The sequence below is a fragment of the Neisseria sp. 20925_1_37 genome (assembly GCF_041433255.1).
Classification (GTDB): domain Bacteria; phylum Pseudomonadota; class Gammaproteobacteria; order Burkholderiales; family Neisseriaceae; genus Neisseria; species Neisseria flavescens_D.
This window is the reverse complement of record NZ_JAPWBC010000010.1, coordinates 40,242-60,615: the sequence shown is the minus strand read 5'-3', so window position 1 is coordinate 60,615 and position 20,374 is coordinate 40,242. Positions and strand designations below refer to the sequence as shown.

21 protein-coding genes are annotated in these 20,374 nt (G+C 52.6%); 10 read left to right on the top strand and 11 right to left on the bottom strand.

Annotation, left to right across the window (positions count from 1 at the left end):
- Window positions 1–128: 128 nt before the first annotated feature.
- From pyrH to O3661_RS08670, 4 genes are all read right to left on the bottom strand, one after another.
- A complete protein-coding gene (pyrH, locus tag O3661_RS08685) occupies window positions 129–848 on the bottom strand; it encodes a UMP kinase (protein WP_003708812.1) in 720 nt (239 codons plus the stop codon).
- A gap of 216 nt (window positions 849–1,064) precedes the next feature.
- Window positions 1,065–1,919 carry a translation elongation factor Ts gene (gene tsf, locus O3661_RS08680; RefSeq protein ID WP_002223203.1) on the bottom strand — a complete coding sequence of 285 codons (855 nt, stop codon included), beginning with the start codon at window positions 1,917–1,919 and terminating at the stop codon, window positions 1,065–1,067.
- Window positions 1,920–2,042: 123 nt separating this feature from the next.
- Window positions 2,043–2,771, bottom strand: a complete 729-nt coding sequence (rpsB, locus tag O3661_RS08675) for a 30S ribosomal protein S2 (RefSeq protein ID WP_002258397.1) — start codon at window positions 2,769–2,771, stop codon at window positions 2,043–2,045.
- A 178-nt stretch (window positions 2,772–2,949) separates the two neighbouring features.
- A complete protein-coding gene (locus O3661_RS08670; RefSeq protein WP_070838799.1) occupies window positions 2,950–3,192 on the bottom strand; it encodes a hypothetical protein in 243 nt (80 codons plus the stop codon).
- A gap of 78 nt (window positions 3,193–3,270) precedes the next feature.
- Here O3661_RS08670 and O3661_RS08665 point away from each other — a divergent pair, with 78 nt between their 5' ends.
- On the top strand, window positions 3,271–3,864 hold the full coding sequence (locus tag O3661_RS08665; RefSeq protein ID WP_371493089.1) for a 5-formyltetrahydrofolate cyclo-ligase: 594 nt from the start codon (window positions 3,271–3,273) through the stop codon (window positions 3,862–3,864).
- A 74-nt stretch (window positions 3,865–3,938) separates the two neighbouring features.
- On the opposite strand, the gene O3661_RS08660 is transcribed toward O3661_RS08665, so the two are convergent.
- The 3 genes from O3661_RS08660 to amgK all read right to left on the bottom strand — a co-directional run bounded on the left by O3661_RS08660 (window position 3,939) and on the right by amgK (window position 8,498).
- Window positions 3,939–5,384 carry a P-loop NTPase fold protein gene (locus tag O3661_RS08660; protein ID WP_371493087.1) on the bottom strand — a complete coding sequence of 482 codons (1,446 nt, stop codon included), beginning with the start codon at window positions 5,382–5,384 and terminating at the stop codon, window positions 3,939–3,941.
- A gap of 129 nt (window positions 5,385–5,513) precedes the next feature.
- Complete coding sequence (gene mnmG, locus O3661_RS08655; RefSeq protein ID WP_371493085.1) at window positions 5,514–7,409, bottom strand: tRNA uridine-5-carboxymethylaminomethyl(34) synthesis enzyme MnmG; 1,896 nt, start codon at window positions 7,407–7,409, stop codon at window positions 5,514–5,516.
- 84 nt (window positions 7,410–7,493) lie between these two features.
- Entirely contained in the window at window positions 7,494–8,498 is a 1,005-nt protein-coding gene (gene amgK, locus O3661_RS08650) for an N-acetylmuramate/N-acetylglucosamine kinase AmgK (protein ID WP_371493084.1), read from the bottom strand.
- Between the two features lie 69 nt (window positions 8,499–8,567).
- Here amgK and O3661_RS08645 point away from each other — a divergent pair, with 69 nt between their 5' ends.
- The 3 genes from O3661_RS08645 to O3661_RS08635 all read left to right on the top strand — a co-directional run bounded on the left by O3661_RS08645 (window position 8,568) and on the right by O3661_RS08635 (window position 12,871).
- Window positions 8,568–10,967 carry an LPS-assembly protein LptD gene (locus O3661_RS08645; protein WP_371493083.1) on the top strand — a complete coding sequence of 800 codons (2,400 nt, stop codon included), beginning with the start codon at window positions 8,568–8,570 and terminating at the stop codon, window positions 10,965–10,967.
- Entirely contained in the window at window positions 10,964–11,953 is a 990-nt protein-coding gene (locus O3661_RS08640) for a peptidylprolyl isomerase (RefSeq protein WP_371493082.1), read from the top strand. The genes O3661_RS08645 and O3661_RS08640 overlap by 4 nt, the downstream gene beginning before the upstream one ends.
- 108 nt (window positions 11,954–12,061) lie before the next feature.
- Window positions 12,062–12,871, top strand: coding sequence for an alpha/beta hydrolase (locus O3661_RS08635; protein WP_371493081.1), 810 nt, complete (start codon window positions 12,062–12,064; stop codon window positions 12,869–12,871).
- Between the two features lie 156 nt (window positions 12,872–13,027).
- Here O3661_RS08635 and rsmI read toward each other — a convergent pair whose 3' ends face one another.
- Complete coding sequence (gene rsmI, locus O3661_RS08630) at window positions 13,028–13,906, bottom strand: 16S rRNA (cytidine(1402)-2'-O)-methyltransferase (RefSeq protein ID WP_003680648.1); 879 nt, start codon at window positions 13,904–13,906, stop codon at window positions 13,028–13,030.
- A gap of 65 nt (window positions 13,907–13,971) precedes the next feature.
- Between rsmI and O3661_RS08625 the strand changes: the two genes are divergently transcribed.
- The 6 genes from O3661_RS08625 (at window position 13,972) to O3661_RS08600 (ending at window position 17,819) form a co-directional block, all read left to right on the top strand.
- Entirely contained in the window at window positions 13,972–14,319 is a 348-nt protein-coding gene (locus O3661_RS08625) for a YraN family protein (RefSeq protein ID WP_070695194.1), read from the top strand.
- A gap of 4 nt (window positions 14,320–14,323) precedes the next feature.
- Window positions 14,324–14,917 (top strand): phosphoheptose isomerase, encoded by a 594-nt coding sequence (locus O3661_RS08620; RefSeq protein WP_371493080.1) that lies wholly within the window; start codon window positions 14,324–14,326, stop codon window positions 14,915–14,917.
- A gap of 73 nt (window positions 14,918–14,990) precedes the next feature.
- Complete coding sequence (locus tag O3661_RS08615; protein ID WP_049330858.1) at window positions 14,991–15,602, top strand: BON domain-containing protein; 612 nt, start codon at window positions 14,991–14,993, stop codon at window positions 15,600–15,602.
- Window positions 15,603–15,669: 67 nt separating this feature from the next.
- Complete coding sequence (locus tag O3661_RS08610; RefSeq protein WP_371493079.1) at window positions 15,670–16,275, top strand: hypothetical protein; 606 nt, start codon at window positions 15,670–15,672, stop codon at window positions 16,273–16,275.
- A gap of 63 nt (window positions 16,276–16,338) precedes the next feature.
- Window positions 16,339–17,118, top strand: a complete 780-nt coding sequence (map, locus tag O3661_RS08605; RefSeq protein WP_049336852.1) for a type I methionyl aminopeptidase — start codon at window positions 16,339–16,341, stop codon at window positions 17,116–17,118.
- A 404-nt stretch (window positions 17,119–17,522) separates the two neighbouring features.
- On the top strand, window positions 17,523–17,819 hold the full coding sequence (locus O3661_RS08600) for a DNA-binding transcriptional regulator (RefSeq protein ID WP_003680641.1): 297 nt from the start codon (window positions 17,523–17,525) through the stop codon (window positions 17,817–17,819).
- 95 nt (window positions 17,820–17,914) lie between these two features.
- On the opposite strand, the gene O3661_RS08595 is transcribed toward O3661_RS08600, so the two are convergent.
- The 3 genes from O3661_RS08595 to O3661_RS08585 are packed head-to-tail and all read right to left on the bottom strand — an operon-like array spanning window position 17,915 to window position 20,304.
- Window positions 17,915–18,865, bottom strand: a complete 951-nt coding sequence (locus tag O3661_RS08595; RefSeq protein WP_371493078.1) for a YheT family hydrolase — start codon at window positions 18,863–18,865, stop codon at window positions 17,915–17,917.
- A gap of 12 nt (window positions 18,866–18,877) precedes the next feature.
- Window positions 18,878–19,504, bottom strand: a complete 627-nt coding sequence (locus tag O3661_RS08590) for a phosphatase PAP2 family protein (RefSeq protein WP_371493077.1) — start codon at window positions 19,502–19,504, stop codon at window positions 18,878–18,880.
- Window positions 19,504–20,304, bottom strand: a complete 801-nt coding sequence (locus O3661_RS08585; RefSeq protein ID WP_371493076.1) for a competence/damage-inducible protein A — start codon at window positions 20,302–20,304, stop codon at window positions 19,504–19,506. The genes O3661_RS08590 and O3661_RS08585 overlap by 1 nt, the downstream gene beginning before the upstream one ends.
- Window positions 20,305–20,374: the final 70 nt, after the last annotated feature.

Here is a 20,374-nt window from a genome sequence, read left to right as displayed (position 1 = left end):
CATTATGGTCAAGCAAGTTCTCAACCTTTTCAAACCATGAGCCAATGCCCACGCAACCGACTGAAAATAAAAGGCCGTCTGAAAGCCGAATGTATCCCGTTCGGCTGTTTCAGACGGCCTTTCAATGATTAGCAGTGAACCAGCGTACCTTCGTTTTCGCCGGTTACCACGCGTTTGAGCGAGCCTTCTTTAGCAATGCCGAAGACCACGATATTGAGCTTGCGTTCGCGGCAGAGGGCGAAGGCGGTGGCATCCATCACTTTGAGGTTTTTCAACAATGCTTCGTCAAAAGTAATGGTTTCGTAGCGTGTTGCAGATGGATCTTTTTTCGGGTCTGCGGTGTACACGCCGTCGACGTTGGTGGCTTTGAGCATCACGTCGCAGTTCATTTCCGCACCGCGCAATGCGGCGGCAGTGTCGGTCGTAAAGAATGGATTACCGGTACCGGCGGCGAAAATCACGACTTTGCCTTCTTCCAAATATTGAATGGCTTTAGGACGGGCGTAAGTTTCAGCGATTTGCTGCATAGACAGTGCGGATTGAACACGCGCTTTGATGCCCAAGGTTTCAAATGCGTCTTTGAGCGCCAAGGCGTTCATCACGGTTGCCATCATGCCCATGTAGTCGGCAGTGGCGCGGTCCATGCTGCCTGCTTGTGCAGATACGCCGCGGAAAATGTTACCGCCGCCGACAACGATACCGACTTGCACGCCCATTCTCACGATTTCGGCAATTTCGCCGACAGTTTGAACGATGGTATCGTGATTGATGCCGAATGGATCAGAGCCCATCAGGGATTCGCCGGAGAGTTTCAGTAATACGCGTTTGTATTTGATTTGCTGTGTCATGGGATACCTTGCTTTCTTGAATGTCGTCGGTCGGAGTTGGGCCGTCTGAATTTCAAACGGTCGGATTACAATGATATGGTGTGTCGTTCTATTATTGTTTTGTTTTCAGACGGCCTTTATATTCGGCCGTCTTAAAATAGGTACCGTAAACGGTTTTCTCAAAAAAAAGCACCCTGATTCGTTTGGAATCTAGGTGCTTTCTTTTTCATAAGTGCCTTACACTTTAGCAGCGGCGGCAACTTCGGCTGCGTAGTCAACAACGGCTTTCTCGATACCGTCGCCTACTTTGTAGCGTACGAAGCTGATCACTTCAGTGCCGTTTTCTTTAGCGAATTGGGCAACAGTTTGGTCAGGGTTCATCACGAATGCTTGGCCGTTCAGAGTGATTTCAGCCAAGAATTTGCGGATACGGCCTTCAACCATTTTAGCGGCGATGTCAGCAGGTTTGCCGGAAGCGATAGCTTGTTCGGTGTAGATGTGGCGTTCTTTTTCAACGGTTTCAGCATCTACTTCGGCTTCGCTTACGCATTGTGGTTTAGCGGCAACGATGTGCATACCGATTTTGCGTGCTACGTCTTCAGAGCCTTTGTACTCAACCAATACGCCTTCAGTAGCCAAAGCACCGTGGATGTAGGCAACCAGTTGGTTGGCAGTGTCGATCACTTGGAAGCGGCGAACAGACATATTCTCGCCCAATTTAGCGATGATGGCTTTGCGTTCTGCTTCAACCAGTTCGCTCAGCTCTTCAACAGAAGCCGGTTTTTTCTCGGCAGCAGTTTTCGCAACGAAGTTGGCAAATTCTACGAAGCCGGCGTCTTTAGCAACGAAGTCGGTTTCGCAGTTTACTTCAACCAATGCGCCGACATTGCCGTTGATCGCGTAAGCCAATACGCCTTCGGCAGCGGTACGGCCGGCCAGTTTACCGGCTTTCGCACCGGATTTAATACGCAGGATTTCTTCGGCTTTATCGAAGTTGCCTTCAGCTTCAACCAAGGCTTTTTTGCATTCCATCATGCCCAGGCCGGTAGCGGCGCGCAGGTCGGCAACCATTTTTGCAGTAATTTCTGCCATTTTGAATCTCCTAGATTTTTGGGAACACGGCCATTGCCGTGTTTGGAAATAGTGGCCGTCTGAAACGGATTTCAGAACGGGATTTGAGAAAAGGGGCATAACGCCCCTCTTCCGTGTACCGAATTACTCGGCAGCAGCTTCTTGGGCAGCGGCTACAGTTTCTTGCAGCGCTTGGTTTTTGCCTTCCAAAACTGCGTCGGCGATGCCGCGGCAGTACAGGCGGATGGCTTTGGCGGAGTCATCGTTACCAGGGATAACGTATTTCACGCCATCAGGGCTGTTGTTGGTATCGACTACGGCGATAACAGGGATGCCCAGTTTTTCAGCCTCAACCAGAGTACCTTTTTGGTAGCCGGTATCGATAACGAAAATCGCGTCAGGCAGGCCTTTCATGTTTTTGATACCGCCCAAAGAACGTTCCAGTTTTTCAACGTCGCGTTGCATTTCCAGAATTTCTTTTTTGTTGAAACCGCCTTCAGCAGCGTTTTCCAGGGCAGCAGTTTTTTCTTCCAGGCGTTTGATGGATTGCTTAACGGTTTTGTAGTTGGTCAGCATACCGCCCAACCAACGGTGATCAACGAAAGGCATACCGGCACGGGTAGCTTCTTCGCGGATGATGTCGCGGGCTTGGCGTTTGGTACCTACGAACAATACTGTACCTTTGTTGGCAACCAGACGGCGTACGGCTTCTTGCGCCTCTTGGAACATCGGCAGGGTTTTTTCCAAGTTTACGATATGGATTTTGTTGCGCGCACCGAAAATGTACTGAGCCATTTTCGGGTTCCAGAAACGGGTTTGGTGACCGAAGTGAACACCGGCTTCAATCATCTGACGCATAGTAATTTGAGACATGTTATTTCCTTGAAAGGGTTAAAGAGCACACATTCAATCGCATAGAACTTGATAGGCGGCGCCTATTGTCAAGCACCCTTCGGCGAAAGTGGGCATAAGTTTAAAAAAAATAAAAGCGTGTTTCCGAAATGGAAAACTGACGGATTATAGCGGATAAGAGGCCGTCTGAAAAGGGATTTTATACCTTCCCGTCCTGTTTTTCATCCGCCTGTACCGCCTTTTGGTGGGCCGCTTCAAACTCCGCCTGCTCCTGCCGTTTCATCAGGCGGTTGCGGCGGCGGATGGTCACGACAAAGACCGTAAACACAGTGGGCAACACTGCCCAAAAAACCAAATAAATCAACGCGCGCGCAATACTCGGCTGCGCGGCGGAAAACATCACGGCAACAAAAAGATAGCCGATGGCGACAATGTGCCACATCGTGTGCGTCCTGTTTGAATGTTAACAAAATCGTTATAATCGCAACATTCTACCGCAATCCCGAAAGGCCGTCTGAAAATGAGGAATCCCGAAAAATCGGCACTACGCAAACAGTTCCGCCGCGCACGCGCCCAAATGAGCGCCGACGAGCGGAACGCCGCCACCGAAACCATCAACCGCCTGCTCAAGCCCTACATCAAAAAAGGACGGAAAATCGGCGTGTATTGGCCGATGGGCAAGGAATTGCGATTGGACGGCTTTGTCCGTGCCGCACAAAAACGCGGCGCAAAACTCTACCTGCCCTATATCGAACCGAACACGCGGCGGATGTGGTTTACCCCCTACCCTGCCGACGGCGCCAAACAAGAACGCAAACGCGGCCGCGCCAAATTGCATGTCCCCCAATTCACCGGCAAAAAAATCCGTGTCCACCAACTCAGCCTGCTGCTGGTCCCCATCGTCGGCATCGACAAACGCGGCTACCGCCTCGGACAAGCCGGCGGCTATTACGACGCCACCCTCTCCGCCACGAAATACCGCCTGCAAACCCAAACCCTGGGCGTAGGCTTCGGCTGCCAACTGACCGACACCTTGCCGACCGAACCCCACGACATCCCCCTAAACGGCTTTGTCTCCGAGCTTGGTGTATTGAAATTCAGACAGCCTCAATAGGACAATTATCGGTTTATTAAAATGATTAAAGGCCGTCTGAAACCTAATTTTAGGGTTTCAGACGGCCTTTAATTTTATTGTGGCATTTGCTCAAGACTGAGCACCCGGAAAGTTTCTTTCAGGTTTGATAAGACCAAATCCATTGTTCCCTTTCTAAAACGCTCCTCTATCCTAGCTTGCCAATACCAATAGGAATTCTGTTCAGAAGATCCCTGCAACATAAAGCGAGGATCTTCGATTTTACTATTTAAAATTAGCATCACAGCAATCACATCCACTTCTTTAACATCAGAAGGATAATCTGGCATATTTGGCCAAGATTGAAGATTAAACAATTGAGCAAATTCTCTAGCATTAGTTCGATTTTTATTAATATTGTCAATTAAATTCGGATAAAAGCAGAAGATAAATACACCTGTAATGCGCAGCAAGAGATATTGCCAGCTGAAGTTACCTAGTCCACCACTTAAAGAATGGTATATCTCTAAAAATCGGACTAATCGCTCCGTCTCCCTAAGTGATAAATTACTCCTCTCTACCATGTCACTAATAAAATTCAGGACTTCTCGTTTTTCAATTAAATCTCGTAGCTCACCATGCATACGGCTGCCCTGTATCAACTTTTTGAAATATTCAACTGTAACCAAAGCACGCCCTTCCTCGTACCGATCCACAACCTTATCCGGCAAGGCAAAGCTATACTTCAAAAACTTATCTAAATATTTCTGCGCATCCACCTCTGCGCCGTACCGATGATTAATCGCCGCACGCAGTTGCTTGGTATTCGTAACCAGCACGACTTTGACATTTTCGACATCAAAAACGTGTTTGATAACTTCCAGCATATCGACGGCGTAATCAGGGCGGCAGCGGTCGAGTTCATCGATAAACAGGATAATCGGTTTGTTCGCTGCCAATCCTTTCAGGTAGTCTTTGAGCGTTTCCAGATTTTTTTCTGCTTCGATTTGCTCTTTCAATAGAGCTTCGACGGTTTCATCGATAGTGTAGTCAGTAATTTTGGCAGCAACATCGGTTACGGTTTCTGCTGCATTTTTTACTTCTTGTTCATTACTTCCATCCTGACGAAATTCGTCTACCAACTCGTCCATTCCTTGTTTGAACAAATAACGAAATCCTGCATTAAGTGCTGTTTTTATTCCAAATTTTGCCACTTTGGAGAAATTTCTTGTGATATTTTTGCGTTTTTCAGACGGCTGTCCGTCGGTATCTTCAGGCGTACAGGCTTTAATGATTTCGGCAAGCAATGCCAGCAAAGGCTCTCCGCTATGGTCAGAGCGGAAGGCATCGATATAGACAGGCTGATAATTGAGTTGTTGCTGCTCTATGAGCCGAATTAGCTTTTGGCAAAATTCAGTTTTGCCCGTTCCCCAGCCGCCGTCGATGACCATAGGGGAAAGGTCGATATCTGAGGTAAGTAGCCTGATGATGTTTTCGGCTATCGGCTTACGGTTAAATTCGTCGTGTGTGGCAAAAGTTTTTTCTAAAGCTTGAGTTTCCATATTATCCCTTTGTCTGTCATAGGTTTTGTGTAACGCATTTTACCCTGTCATGAGTTTTTATGTTTTTGTTCTTTTAAATATCAAAAAGGCCGTCTGAAAGTTTCAGACGGCCTTTATTCAAATTAAACCTTACTTGGCATCTTTAAACCCACGTTTTAAATGCACCATCAACAATGCGACGGCGGCAGGCGTGACGCCGGAAATGCGGCTGGCTTGGCCGACGGTTTCGGGTTTGTGCTGGTTAAGCTTTTGCTGCACTTCTGCCGACAAGCCTTTGACTTTGCTGTAATCGATGTCGTCGGGCAGCTTTAAGGTTTCGATGTCGCGGCGGCTGTCGATTTCTTCGTTTTGGCGGTCGATATAGCCTTGGTATTTGACTTGGATTTCGACTTGCTCGACCACACTGTCGGCAAGTGCGGTTTCAGGTTGTGCATCGGGCAGGGTCATCAGCGCGGCATAGTCGAGGTTCGGGCGGCGCAGGAGGTCGTGCAGGTTGGCTTCGCGGCTGAGTTTTTGGCCGAATACGCGCAGCTGCTCTTCTTCGGCGAGTTTTTGCGGCATGTACCACGTTGTTTTCAAACGTTGGATTTCGCGTTCGATGGCTTCGCGTTTTTCGTTGAACATGCGCCATTGTTCTTCACCCACCAAGCCGATTTTGTAGCCGTCTTCGGTCAGGCGCATGTCGGCGTTGTCTTCCCTGAGTTGCAGGCGGTATTCGGCGCGGCTGGTGAACATGCGGTAGGGTTCGTTCACGCCTTTGGTGATGAGGTCGTCCACCAATACGCCGAGATAGGCTTGTTCGCGGCGCAGCAGGAGCGGGTCTTGTTCGCGGACGTATTGTACGGCGTTCGCGCCTGCGAGCAGGCCTTGCGCTGCGGCTTCTTCGTAGCCGGTCGTGCCGTTGATTTGTCCGGCGAAGAAGAGGCCTTGGATGGTTTTGGTTTCGAGGCTGGCTTTGAGGTTGCGCGGGTCGAAGTAGTCGTATTCGATGGCGTAGCCGGGGCGCAGGATATGGGCGTTTTCGAGGCCTTTCATGCTGCGGACGAGGGCGATTTGGATGTCGAACGGCAGGCTGGTGGAAATACCGTTTGGATAGTATTCGTGTGTGGTCAGGCCTTCGGGTTCGAGGAAAATCTGGTGGCTGTCTTTGTCGGCGAAGCGGTTGATTTTGTCTTCGATAGACGGGCAGTAGCGCGGGCCGACGCCTTCGATTTTGCCGGTGAACATGGGGCTGCGGTCGAAGCCTGAGCGGATGATGTTGTGGGTTTGCGTGTTGGTATGCGTAATCCAGCAGGACACTTGGCGCGGGTGCATATCGGCGCTGCCGCGTACGGACATTATGGGAACGGGTGTGTCGCCGGGCTGTTCGGTCAGTTGGGAAAAATCAATCGTGCGTCCGTCGATGCGCGGCGGCGTGCCGGTTTTCAGACGGCCTTGCGGCAGGTTCAATTCGCGCAAACGGCTGCCCAAGGATTTGGCGGCAGGATCGCCGGCGCGGCCGCCTTCGTAGTTTTCCAAACCGATATGGATTTTGCCGGACAAAAACGTGCCGGCGGTCAACACGACGGCGAGTGCTTTAAACTCCACGCCCATCGCGGTAACCACGCCGCTGATGCGTTCGCCATCAAGCGTTACGTCTTCAACGGCTTGTTGGAAAAGGTCGAGGTTTTCTTGGTTTTCCAACATCTCACGGATGGCGGCTTTATATAGGATACGGTCTGCCTGTGCGCGCGTAGCTCGCACTGCCGCACCTTTGCTGGCGTTCAATCGGCGGAACTGGATGCCGGATTTGTCGGTGGCTAGCGCCATTGCGCCGCCCAATGCATCAAGTTCGCGTACGAGGTGGCCTTTGCCGATACCGCCGATAGAGGGGTTGCACGACATTTGGCCGAGGGTTTCGATGTTGTGTGAAAGCAGCAGGGTTTGCGCACCCATGCGTGCGGCGGCAAGCGCGGCTTCGGTACCGGCATGGCCGCCACCGACGACAATCACGTCGTAGGTTTTGGGGTAAATCATGTAAGTCATGTTTATGTGTTCTGTAAAGGTTTCAGACGGCCTTTTGTTGATCAGGCCGTCTGAAAAGTGGAATCAAATCTTAAAAAACCAAGCTTAGAAGGTATAGCCTGTTTCCAATTCGTCATCGCCGACCAATTCGACCAGCAACGCATAAAGCGGCGCCAAATCGTTGTAACGGCGCGATACGCGGCGCAAGTAGTTCAAGAAGCGCGGAATTTCAGGGCGGTATTTGTCTTTGCCGTCGCGGTAGTACAGGCGGGCAAAAATACCGGCCACTTTCAAATGGCGTTGTACACCCATCCATTCAAACCAGCGGTAGAACTCGTCAAACTCGGCAGGCACAGGCAGCTGAGCAGCGCGTGCTTTTTCCCAGTAACGGATGACCAAGTCCAATACAAATTCTTCTTCCCATTCGATAAACGCATCGCGCAACAGCGACACCAAATCATAGGAAATTGGGCCGTAAAGCGCGTCTTGGAAGTCCAACACGCCCGGGCGGCCTTTTGCCAGCATCAGATTGCGGACGATAAAGTCGCGGTGGACATAAACTTTAGGTTGCTCCAATAAGGGCGGCAACAGTGTATCGACGGTTTGCTGCCACAACTGGCGTTGCTTGAAGGTCAGCTCGCGACCCAATTCTTTGGCCACAAACCATTCGGGGAATAAATTAATCTCACGCAGCATGACTTCGCGGTCGTATTCCGGCAGTTTGCCGGGCTGGCTGGCTTTTTGCAGTTCGATCAGTTCGTCGATGGCTTCGAGCAGCAGTGCTTTGTGGGCGGTTTCGCTGTTTTCCTGATTCATGGCGGTCAGGAATGTGGTATTGCCCAAATCGTTCAGCACCATAAAGCCCAACGCTTCATCCACATGAAGCACTTGCGGCACATTGACCATGTTAAACAGTTTTTGCACTTTCAAATAAGGCGCAACACTCATCTTCTCAGGAGGCGCGTCCATACAGATAACGGTCTGGCTGTCTGAAAACGTCGCGCGGAAATAGCGGCGGAAGTCGGCATCGGCTGCCGCAAAGCTCAATTCGAACGGCTGGTTCGGGTAAACAGACTCCAGCCAGTTTTGTAATTCGGTTTGTCGTTGCATAGCGGTATCGCAGAATTTCAGGTTACAATAACCGCTATTCTAACTGGCAAACCGATTTAAGGGGCGATTTTGGCTCGTTTATTTTCACTCAAACCCTTGGTACTCGCCTTAATTATGGGCTTTGGCGCAACAGCCGTGCGCGCGGAAGATGCTTCTGTTCCGCAGGCGGAAGACTATACCCCTGCCCACACCACCGCATCCAAACCGGCACAAACCAGCCAAAGCGAAGCTGATCCGCTTTCTTTGGGCAGCACTTGCCTGTTTTGCAACCACGAAGATGCCAAGCCGGCCGAAACCGCCGAAATCAAACGCAGCGGCGAGCCTGCCCTGCCTGCCGATTACACCCGCGTCAACGCCGATAAAATAGAAGGCCAGACCCAAGTCGGCGTCCGTGCCGAAGGCGATGTCATTGTTGAGCGCAATGCCGATGTTCTCAATGCCGATTGGGCGCAATACGACCAAGCCACCGATACCGTTACCGCCGGCGACCGCTTTACCCTGTATCAAAACGGTTCGACCGTATCCGGCGATCAATTGGTTTACAACCTCAAAGACCAAACCGGTTCCGGCACCGCCGTGCGCCTCAATACCGAACAAGGCGGCCGCCGCCTTCAAAGTGTCAGCGAAAAAGCCGAACTCAAAGGCAAAGGCCTCTACAAGCTCATCAATACCAAATTCAACACCTGTTCGCCCGGCGATGCCAGCTGGTATATCCAAGCGCAAAGCATTGAAGCCGATGAGTCGACAGGTATTGGCGTGGCCAAACACGCTTCGCTGGTATTCGGCGGCGTCCCCGTCCTCTACACGCCTTGGGCGGACTTCCCCATCAACGGCAACCGCAAAAGCGGCCTGCTCGTTCCGACCATTGCCACCGGTTCAGACGGCCTTGAGCTGAGCCTGCCCTACTACTTCAACCTTGCACCGAATTTGGATGCCACCATCCGCCCGGGCATTATCAGCTCGCGCGGCGTGCAGCTTGGCGGACAGGTTCGCTATCTCGAGCCGAAATTTAACGGCATCATCGACGGCGATTGGATGCCGCACGATAAAAAACGCCACGAAAACAACCGCTATCAAATCAAGTTTGACCACAATCACCAACTGACCGACAAACTCAGCGGCGGCATCAGCTTCAATCAGGTTTCAGACGACAATTACTACCGCGATTTCTACGGACGCGAGGACATCGCCAGCAACGTCAACCTCAACCGCCAACTGTGGCTGAACTACGGCGACAATATCTGGGGCGGCTCTTTTGACGGCGCGCTGAACGTACAGAAATACCAAACCCTTGCCAACCAAGACGGTTACAAAGACGAACCCTACGCCATCATGCCGCGCCTGACCGGACGTTGGCAGAAAACCATGGGCAAGGCGAATATCAATGTATTCAGCCAGTTCACCCGCTTCGTCCACGACAGCAAACAAGACGGCAGCCGTACCGTGCTGTATCCCAGCATCCGTTGGGATTTCAACAACCAATGGGGCTATATCCGTCCGAAAATCGGCGTACACGCGACTTATTACGACTTAGGCTCGTTCGGCAACCAATCCGGCCGCCGCGTCAGCCGCGTATTGCCGATATTCAACGTCGATACCGGCATGACCTTCGAGCGCAACGCCAATTTGTTCGGCAACGCCTATCTGCAAACCCTCGAACCGCGCCTGTTCTACAACTACATCCCGACCAAGTCCCAAAACGACCTGCCCAATTTCGACACCTCGGAAAACAGCTTCTCTTACAACCAGCTTTTCCGTGAAAACCTGTACGTCGGCAACGACCGCATCAATTCCGCCAATAGCCTGACCGCCGCCGTGCAAACCCGCTTCTTTAATCCGAACAACGGTGCCGAGCTGTTCCGCGCCGGTATCGGACAGAAGTTTTATTTCAAAAACGACAAGGTATTGTTGGACGGCAGCGTTGGCCGTTATGAACGCAGTCAATCCGACTGGGTCGGCTTTGCACACGGCAAACTGAGCAACAGCATCCATGCCGGCTTCGATGTCCACTACAACCAAAACGAAAGCCGCGCCGAAAGCTACGCCGCGACCATCCGCTACAATCCCGAGCCGGGCAAAGTATTGAGCGCGCGTTACAAATACGGTCGCAACGAACGCATTTACCTGCAATCCGACGGCAACTATTTCTACGACAAAATCCGCCAAGTCGATTTGGCGGCGCAATGGCCCATCCGTAAAAACCTGTACGCCGTTGCCCGTTACAACTACGAAATCGAAGCCAAAAAACCGCTGGAAATGCTCATCGGTGCAGAATACAAAAGCAACTGCGGCTGCTGGAGCGCAAGCTTGGTCGGCCAACGCTATGTTACCGGCGAAAACAGCCACAAAAACGCCGTATTCTTCAACCTACAACTCAAAGACTTGAGCAATATCGGCAACAACCCATTCGAAAAACTCCGCTTAGCCATCCCCGGTTACAGCAAAACCAACGAGGTAGTCAAACAATGAACTTCAAACCCCTGATTCTCGTCGCCGCACTCACTCTCGCAGTAGGCGCACACGCCGCCCCTAAAGCCAAAGCAGGCAAAGCGCGCACAGCCAAAGCAGCTGCCGTCAGCGCCACCACCATGCCTGCCGTACAAAGCGGCGTACATCTTTCAGACGGCATTGCCGCGGTTGTCGACAACGAAGTCATTACCCACCGCCAAGTAGCACAAGCCGTGGCACAAGCGCGTCAAACCATGCCGAAAGGCACACAAATGGACGCCAACGAGCTGCGCCAACAGGTTTTGGCACAAATGATCAACCAATCCCTGATCCTCCAAGCAGGCAAACGCCGTAATATCCAAGCAACCGATAGCGAAATCGAAGCCGTTATCGCGCACAACCCCAACATCAAAAATCCGTCTGCCGCCGTCCGTCAAGACATCGCCGACAGCATTATTGTTGAAAAAGTGCGCCAACAAGCCATCATGCAAAACAGCCGTGTGAGCGACTCTGAAGTAGCACGCTACATCGAGCAGGCCAAACAACAAGGCGTGACCCTGCCTGAAGCAGACCCTGTGCGCCAATACCATGCCCAACACATCCTCATTAAAGCCGACAACGACAATGCCGCCGTCGGCGCAGAAAGCACCATCCGCAAAATCTACTCACAAGCCCGCAGCGGCGCAGATTTCGGTGGTTTGGCACGCCAATACTCGCAAGACAGCAGCGCCGGCAATGGCGGCGATTTGGGCTGGTTTGCCGACGGCATGATGGTTGCCCCGTTTGAAGAAGCCGTCCACAAACTTAAACCAGGCCAAATCAGCGCCCCTGTCCGCACCCAATTCGGCTGGCACATCATCAAGCTGAACGACGTCCGCGAAGCAGGTACGCCTGAAGAGCGTCAACAAAACGCCGTCCGCCAATACCTGTCCCAACAAAAAGCGCAACAGGCGACCACCAACCTCCTGCGCGAACTGCACAGCAGCTCCTACGTTGACGTACGCTAATCGCGCGTATTGTTAAAAAGGCAGAAATCCGTACAATAAGGCCGTCTGAAATCCATTGTTCAGACGGCCTTTTCTCCTTAAGTAACCCATTGATTAAAGCACCCCATCATGTCCATCCGTCCCAACTGGCAAGCCGCCACCCTGCTGCAAGCCGAAGAAACCAACCTTACTTCCGTCCACACCGGCCGCACCTACCGCATTCAAGCCGCGGCACTCGGCGAGCGTCCGGCAGGCGGCTATCCCGTGCTGTATATTCTTGACGGGGATGCCTTTTTCCCCGCCATCCTCAATATGGCGCAATCCCTGCTCATCAACCCCATCACCAAAAGCCATGCCGCCTGCCTGATTATCGGCATCGGCTACACCGGCGGCACCATCCGCGACTTAAGCCAACGCGCCCTCGACTACACACCGCCGCTGCCCGACAACGCGCCCGAATCCGAACGCAAACAATACGGTCAAGCCGACCGCTTCAGCCGCTTTATCGATGATGAACTCTCCGCCCTGCTCAACAGCAAATACCGCATCGATACCCAAAACCAAGCCGTCTTCGGCCATTCGTTCGGCGCCTTGTACGGCCTCTATTCCCTGTTCACCCGCCCCGAACGATTCCGCCATTATTTGCTGGTTTCGCCGTCTATCTGGTGGCAAGACCGCCGCGTACTCGATTGGCTGCCCGACACATTGCCACAAAGAATCGGCATCCGCCTCAGCGCAGGCGAACATGAAGGCAGAAACAACCGCCCCGACCAAACCAGCCGCGGCATGGTTGCACAAGCCAAAATCCTTGCCGGCACTTTACACCACCTCGGCGCAGATGTCCGCTTCACCCTCTACCCCAACGCCAATCACGGCAACGCCCCGTTTTACGCCCTGACCGACAGCATCGAATATTTGCGCAGCGCATGGCAGCGTTGAAGCAGGTTTGCCAAACATTGAGGCCGTCTGAAACGCAAACACCAAAGCGTCTTGAACCTATTGGGTCAATTTAAAACCCTCTAAAATCCAATCAAAAAAGGCCGTCTGAAATCTATTGTTCAGACGGCCTTTGATATACGGTTTGCCAATCAGCCATTATCCCTGCTTTTTCCATTCCAAAGCCAAATCATACAGCGCCTTTTTATTCTCGCCGGTAATCTTAGCGGCAAGCTCGGCGGCTTGTTTGGTCGGCAACTCGGCCGCAAGGATTTTCATGGTATTTTGCGCCGCTTCAGGCAAATCGCTGTGTTTCTCTTTCACGGCAGGGTGCAACACCAGCACCATCTCGCCACGCGTTTGGTTGCTGTCGTTTTTAAGGGCGGCTTGGATTTCGGCAACCGTACCGCTGAGGAAGGTTTCAAATGTTTTGGTGATTTCGCGCGCCAAAGTCAAACGGCGTTCGGGGAACTGCGCGACCATATCCGCAAGGCTTGCTTCGATACGGTGCGGCGTTTCAAACATCACAATCGGAAAATCGGCTTCTGCCCATTTGGCCAGCAGCTTTTGGCGCTCGCCAGCCTTAGGCGGCAGGAAACCGTTGAAGTAAAAATCGGATTCCGTCACCCCGGCCACGCTCAACGCCCCCATGACCGCGCTTGCGCCGACCACAGGCACCACTTTAAATCCGGCTTCGCGCACGCGGGCGGCAAGTTTCGCACCTGGATCACAAACCGCAGGCGTGCCCGCATCCGAAACTTGGGCAACGCTCAAGCCGTCTGAAAGATGAGCGATAATTTTATCGGCCATTTGCTGCTCGTTGTGTTCGCGCACACTCACCAGTTTGCCCTGAATGCCGTACGCACTCAAAAGCTGGGCAGTAACACGGGTGTCCTCGGCGCAGATAATGTCGGCCTTTTGCAGAACGGCCAGCGCGCGCAGCGTTATGTCGGCTAAATTGCCGATGGGTGTGGCGACAACGTATAATGTCTGTTTTTCGATGCTGTCGACGGCTTTTTGCAGGTGTTTTGTGTACATAGATTCAAGGCCGTCTGAAACGGCGTCTCTTTAAAAACAATGATTATATAACGGGTAAACTTTTCATGCGCTTAAACCACAAACAGGGGGCGGCGGCCGAAGATGCGGCGCTGGCGTTCCTACAGGCCAAAGGCTGCTCGCTGCTGGCTCGTAACTGGCATTGCGCCTACGGCGAAATCGATTTAATCGTCAAAAACGGCGGTACGATTGTGTTTGTTGAAGTAAAATACCGCAAAAACCGAGGTTTCGGCGGTGCCGCATACAGCATCTCACCGTCCAAATTATTGAAATTGCAACGAAGTGTAGAGTATTATCTGCAAAAGCACGGGTTAAACCATGCGCCCTGCCGCCTAGACGCGGTACTGATTGAAGGCGACGGTCAACCCGAATGGATTCAAAATATTACAGGTTAACCTCATGACAACATTACAAGAACGCGTTTCCGCACATTTTGCCGAGAGCATCCGCGCCAAGCAGGAAGCTGAAAAAGTACTGGTCGAGCCGACCGCACAGGCCGCCGAGCTGATGCTGCAATGCCTGATGAACGACGGCAAAATCCTGGCCTGCGGCAACGGCGGTTCGGCTGCCGACGCGCAGCACTTCGCCGCCGAAATGACCGGCCGTTTTGAAAAAGAGCGCATGGAATTGGCCGCTGTCGCGCTGACGACGGACACTTCCGCCCTAACCGCCATCGGCAACGACTACGGTTTCGACCATGTATTCAGCAAACAAGTGCGAGCGCTCGGACGTGCCGGCGACGTATTGGTCGGCATCTCCACCTCCGGCAATTCCGCCAACATCATTGAAGCCATCAAAGCGGCACACGAACGCGACATGCACGTCATTGCCATGACCGGCCGCGACGGCGGAAAAATCGCCTCCATGCTCAAAGATACCGACGTTTTGCTCAACGTCCCTTATCCGCGTACTGCCCGCATTCAGGAAAACCATATTTTGCTGATTCACGCCATGTGCGACTGCATCGACTCCGTCCTGCTTGAAGGCATGTAACCCTTTCTTTTCAGACAGCCCATCCCTTAAAGGCCGTCTGAACGCCCACCCGTCCATACCCAAGGAAAAGGATATGAAGAACATCAAACGCTACGCCCTCCCCGTTCTGACAGCGACCCTCTTGAGCCTGAGTCTGAGCGGCTGCGTCGGCGCACTGATCGGCGGTGCAGCCGTCGGCACCAAATCCGCCGTCGACCGCCGCACCACAGGCGCGCAAACCGACGACAACGTTATGGCCCTGCGCGTCGAAACCACCGCACGCTCCTACCTGCGCCAAAACAACCAAGTCGAAGGCTACAAGCCCAAACTGAACGTTGTCGGCTACAACCGCCACCTGCTCCTGCTCGGCCAAGTGGCCACCGAAGGCGAAAAACAATTTGTTGAACGCATTGCCCGTTCCGAACAAGCCGCAGAAGGCGTGTACAACTACATCACCGTTGCCTCACAAGCGCGTTCGCTCGGCGATGTGACCAACGACACTTGGGGTACATCCAAAGTCCGCGCCACCCTGTTGGGCCTCAGCCCGGCCACCCAAGCACGCGTCAAAATCGTGACTTACGGCAACGTGACCTATGTGATGGGCATCCTCACGCCTGACGAACAAGCCCGCGTGACCCAAAAAGTCAGCACGACCGTCGGCGTACAAAAAGTCGTGACCCTCTATCAAAACTACGTTGCCAACTGATTCACAGGCAACCCGGGGCCGTCTGAATATTCAGACGGCCATTCCTCCAACGATTACCCGACCCATCATGTCCAAGAATAATAAAACCCCTTTCCAACTTAAGCCCAAACACCTAATCCGCGCTTTATTCCTTGTCAGCTTTATTGCCGTCGCAGCCCTCGTCGCCGGCGTATTCAGCACCCTAAACTCCGGTAAAACCGACGTACCCGAAAAAAGCCCTGCCGAACAAACCGACACACGCATTGAAGTTTGGCGCCCCAACGGCACTGTCGAACCTGAAACCGTTCAGCCTACCAAAGACGGCGACGCAAAAACCGCCTCCGGCAATCCTGTCGTCCCACAAAACGAAAAAAGCGACAACGCCGAAGAAGGTGCAAAAAACGACCGTCCTGCCGCACACCGCGGCAAACGCACAGAAAACAAACGCGCTGAAGCCGACAAATCAGAAAACACACAATCCGACAACAGCAGTTCTGCCGCTCAAAACACACCTCAAGCAGACAACCAGCCGGTAGCAAACAAAGCAGCAAGCAACAAACCTGCCGCACAAGCAGTAGAAAACAAACCGGAAAAAGCCAAAGCCCCCGAGTCCAAACCTACTCCCAAAGCCGAGCCTGAGGCCAAACCACAAGCCAAACCGCGCAATAAAGACAATCTCGACAACCTGTTTTAAACAGACGGCACACCCGTCCCGTTCAGACGGCCTCCATGCCGTCTGAAACAAGAAGGAAACCTCATGGACAAAGTCATCATCAAAACCCCCGAAGAAATCGAAAAAATGCGCGAACTCGGCCGCTTGGTTGCCGAAGCACTCGATTACATCGGCCAATTCGTCAAACCCGGCGTAACCACCAACGAAATCGACAAACTCGTTTACGACTACCACGTCAACGTTCAAGGCGGTTATCCTGCCCCCCTCAACTACGGCAACCCGCCCTATCCGAAATCCTGCTGCACCTCCGTCAACCACGTCATCTGCCACGGCATTCCCGATGACAAGCCGCTGAAAGAAGGCGACATCGTCAACATCGACCTGACCATCAAAAAAGACGGCTTCCACGGCGACTCCAGCCGCATGTTTACCGTCGGCAAAGTCTCACCGATTGCCCAGCGCCTGATCGACGTGACCCACGCCTCCATGATGGCGGGTATCGAAGCGGTCAAACCCGGTGCCACCCTCGGCGACGTCGGCTATGCCTGCCAACAGGTTGCCGAAAATGCCGGCTACTCCGTAGTGCAAGAATTCTGCGGCCACGGCATCGGCCGCGGTTTCCACGAAGCGCCGCAAGTGGTCCATTACGGCCGCAAAGGTCAGGGCCTCGTCCTCAAACCGGGCATGATTTTCACCATCGAGCCGATGATCAACCAAGGCAAACGCCACCTGCGCATCCTGAACGACGGTTGGACAGTGGTCACTAAAGACCGCTCACTCTCCGCCCAGTGGGAACACGAAGTTTTGGTTACCGAAACCGGCTACGAAATTCTCACCATCAGCCCTGCCAGCGGTAAGCCTTAACCTTGAAAAAACCTTCAGGCCGTCTGAAAACATAGATTCAGACGGCCTGAAATTTATTCGCATTCTCAACCTATAAAACCGAATAAAAACTCGAAATTAAGTTTTTACCCAAATTGAATTGTTTAATTATGTAAAAATTTGCTTACGCCATATTTAAGATAAACGCATAATTTAATGATTTATATAATGAAAATTTACCGAAATAATGAATTAAGAAATATTTACACAAATTATGGCAGACAGCGGAAAACTTCTTTCGAATATACTGTCTAATTATCTAGATCAGTCATTTGCAATACGCCCACATATCACCCCAAAAGCCTACAGGAAAGGGATGCCGGCATTCTTGCAGACCCATTTTTATGCCTAGAGGCATGCAACAAATACCACAATAAGGAAGATTCATGAAATCGTTCGAAAAAATTGAAAACATCCGCGATATCCGTAAAAAACTCGGCCTGAACCAAATGGACTTCTGGAGCCGCATTGGTGTGACTCAATCCGGTGGTTCCCGTTACGAATCCGGCCGCAATATGCCTAAACCTGTACGCGAATTGCTGCGTTTGGTACACATCGAGCGCGTAGATTTGGCTAAAGTAAACCGTGACGACTTGGCCGTTGCGTCCTTGCTGAAAAACCGCGACCCTGAGTTGTACGCTTCTCTGAAAAAAGAAGCCAAAGCCGACAACAAAGGCAAATAATCAAGCCATTCAAAAGGCCGTCTGAAATTCGTTTTCAGACGGCCTTTTTACTTTCTACACACTAAGGGCATGTCTGCATACATGCTCTTTTTCATTTACGGCTGATACTGTTTGAAATAGTCCAACACGGTTTGCGGCAGCCATTGCAGATTTAGACGACCTTGATCGCGGCTGACAAAGCCGACATGCCCGCCGTATGCCGGTTGCAGCAGCGTAACGGACGAAGACACGTCCCGCCCGGTCGGCAGGGCTTCTGGCGGCAGGAAAGGGTCGTTGACGGCATTAAGCAACAGCAACGGCGTATCCACGCCTTTCAGGAACGGTTTGCAGGAATTGCGGCGGTAGTAATCATGACGGTCGGCAAAACCGTGTAACGGCGCGGTAAAGCGGTCGTCAAAATCGCCAAGCGTTTTGCAGTTTTGCTGGCTTAAGGCCGTCTGAAACCGGGGAATCGCTTGGGCTTTCGGCAACAGCGAATTTAAAAAATAGCGCGTGTAAATCAGTCGTGTCATGCCCTGATCAAAACGCGTACCGGCCGCCATGGCATCAACCGGCGCGGAAACGACGGCAGAAGCACGCGGAACAGCATTGCTGCCCTGCTCGCCCAAATATTTGGCCAAGGCATTGCCCCCCAAAGAAACGCCGACGGCGTAGATGGTTGAATAGCGTTGTGCCAGCGTGTTGAGCATAAAGGCGATTTCGGGCGTATCGCCGAGGTGGTAGAACACTGGCGCAGTGTTTTCTATGCCGCCGCAACTGCGGAAATGGGCAACCACGCCGTTCCAACCGCGCTGCTGTACGGCTTTCATCAGCTCGACCGCGTAATGGCTTTCGCTGCTGCCTTCCAGTCCGTGGAACAAAACCACCAGCGGCGCATCAGGGTCGGCGCTGTCAACAAAATCGTAGGCAACTTGGGTTTTGCCGGTACTGTCAGGCAGAAGCTCGCGGCGGTAGTCGGGCGCCTTGCCTTGCAGCAGCTTGGCAAACAGGGTGTCGGCATGGCCGTTCCTGAGCCAATAAGGCGTGTTGGGTGAACGTGTATTCATGATTCGTTTCTTCTATTTTTCAGACGGCCTGAAGATGAGCATATACACCAGCAAGGCAGTCAGCGTGCCGTTTGTCCAGCCTGCCCAAACATCGGTGGGATAATGCACGCCCAAATAAATGCGTGAAAACCCGGTCAACAGGGCAAAGGAAATACCGCCTACCCACGCAGCACGGCGGTAGCGCGTGCGGCGGCAAAGCAATATCAGCATGACGGCAATGGCGGCGGAAAACGTACTGTGGCCGCTGGGGAAGGAAAAATTGCTCTCTTCAATCAGGCGCGGCCAAAGCAGCGGACGTTCGCGGGCAAACCATACCTTCACAATCAGCATGTTCAAAGTCGGCATCAATGCAGCCAACACGCAAAACAGTGCTTCGCGCTTCTTATCGGCGAAATACAGGGCTGCGGCGACTGCGCCGATCAGCGGCACGGCAATCGCGGTTTTGCCCAGATAGTGTAACACAGTGGCAATCGGGTCAAACCATGTTCCCGCGTGGGCATGGACGGCGTGCATCAGAGGCGGTTCAAAAGCGAAGCCGCCATATTGAGCCAGCCAAATGCCGATGATGAGGGTCGGCGGCAAAAACAGCAAAGAGGCAAAAGTCAGTGCGCGTCTGGATTGGGCTGGGGATAAGTGCATTATTCCACCGTTTCTTTCAAAGTCGCGCCAATCGCCTGCAAACCCTGCAACGCATCTTCCCACGCCGCATCCAGCAAGCGGCAGGCCTCGCCTTCCGCTTTAATGCCGAACTCGATATGCGGCGGAGTATAACGGCCGTCTGAATCGGTACGGCCCACGGTAGGCAGACTGTACGAACGGATACCGGCGTAGGTACGCTCAAGATGTTCCATAATCGGCGTAATGCGCGATTCGGGTTGGTCGAACACATATACGCTGCGGCTGCTGCGTTCGGTTTGGTTGAAGCGGTCGGCGTAATAAGTTTCCAATACCCATTCCGCCATCGGGTGCGCCATCACGGGGAAACCGGGGAAGAAATAATGCTCGCGGATGGAAAATCCGGCGATGTTGTTAAACGGATTGGGCACCAATTCCGCGCCTTCGGGAAAATCCGCCATCTTCAGGCGTTGGGCGTGTTCCGGCGAATCCAACGGCTCGCTGCGTTTCTGGGTTACGCCTTCGATAAACTTGGCAGCTTCAGGATGGCGGACGACAGGCAAATCCAAAGCGGCCGCTGCGGCTTGGCGCGTGTGGTCGTCAGGCGTAGAACCGATACCGCCGGTAACGAAAGTCGGCAGGCCGTCTGAAAAACTGCGGCGCAGTTGTTTGACCAACAAATCGGGCTCATCAGGCAGATATTGCACCTGATTGAGCTTCAGCCCGTGCGATTCCAATAAAGATTTAAAAAAGGCGAAATGCTTGTCTTGGCGGCTGCCATGCAGGATTTCATCGCCGATGATGATGAGGTTAAAAGCGTTCATGATGAGGTTTCTTTAATACGGCCCTCCAAACATTCAGACGGCCTAATTGCTGACAATGTATTCCATTTAT

Coding starts and splice junctions, on each gene's coding strand:
- O3661_RS08585 (WP_371493076.1), bottom strand. CDS start 20,304: ATGAACGCTTTTAACCTCATCATCATCGGCGATGAAATCCTGCATGGC.
- mnmG (WP_371493085.1), bottom strand. CDS start 7,409: ATGACTTACATGATTTACCCCAAAACCTACGACGTGATTGTCGTCGGT.
- tsf (WP_002223203.1), bottom strand. CDS start 1,919: ATGGCAGAAATTACTGCAAAAATGGTTGCCGACCTGCGCGCCGCTACC.
- rpsB (WP_002258397.1), bottom strand. CDS start 2,771: ATGTCTCAAATTACTATGCGTCAGATGATTGAAGCCGGTGTTCACTTC.
- map (WP_049336852.1), top strand. CDS start 16,339: ATGGACAAAGTCATCATCAAAACCCCCGAAGAAATCGAAAAAATGCGC.
- O3661_RS08590 (WP_371493077.1), bottom strand. CDS start 19,504: ATGCACTTATCCCCAGCCCAATCCAGACGCGCACTGACTTTTGCCTCT.
- O3661_RS08660 (WP_371493087.1), bottom strand. CDS start 5,384: ATGGAAACTCAAGCTTTAGAAAAAACTTTTGCCACACACGACGAATTT.
- O3661_RS08595 (WP_371493078.1), bottom strand. CDS start 18,865: ATGAATACACGTTCACCCAACACGCCTTATTGGCTCAGGAACGGCCAT.
- O3661_RS08625 (WP_070695194.1), top strand. CDS start 13,972: ATGCGCTTAAACCACAAACAGGGGGCGGCGGCCGAAGATGCGGCGCTG.
- O3661_RS08670 (WP_070838799.1), bottom strand. CDS start 3,192: ATGTGGCACATTGTCGCCATCGGCTATCTTTTTGTTGCCGTGATGTTT.
- pyrH (WP_003708812.1), bottom strand. CDS start 848: ATGACACAGCAAATCAAATACAAACGCGTATTACTGAAACTCTCCGGC.
- O3661_RS08600 (WP_003680641.1), top strand. CDS start 17,523: ATGAAATCGTTCGAAAAAATTGAAAACATCCGCGATATCCGTAAAAAA.
- amgK (WP_371493084.1), bottom strand. CDS start 8,498: ATGCAACGACAAACCGAATTACAAAACTGGCTGGAGTCTGTTTACCCG.
- O3661_RS08610 (WP_371493079.1), top strand. CDS start 15,670: ATGTCCAAGAATAATAAAACCCCTTTCCAACTTAAGCCCAAACACCTA.
- O3661_RS08615 (WP_049330858.1), top strand. CDS start 14,991: ATGAAGAACATCAAACGCTACGCCCTCCCCGTTCTGACAGCGACCCTC.
- rsmI (WP_003680648.1), bottom strand. CDS start 13,906: ATGTACACAAAACACCTGCAAAAAGCCGTCGACAGCATCGAAAAACAG.
- O3661_RS08620 (WP_371493080.1), top strand. CDS start 14,324: ATGACAACATTACAAGAACGCGTTTCCGCACATTTTGCCGAGAGCATC.
- O3661_RS08665 (WP_371493089.1), top strand. CDS start 3,271: ATGAGGAATCCCGAAAAATCGGCACTACGCAAACAGTTCCGCCGCGCA.
- O3661_RS08635 (WP_371493081.1), top strand. CDS start 12,062: ATGTCCATCCGTCCCAACTGGCAAGCCGCCACCCTGCTGCAAGCCGAA.
- O3661_RS08640 (WP_371493082.1), top strand. CDS start 10,964: ATGAACTTCAAACCCCTGATTCTCGTCGCCGCACTCACTCTCGCAGTA.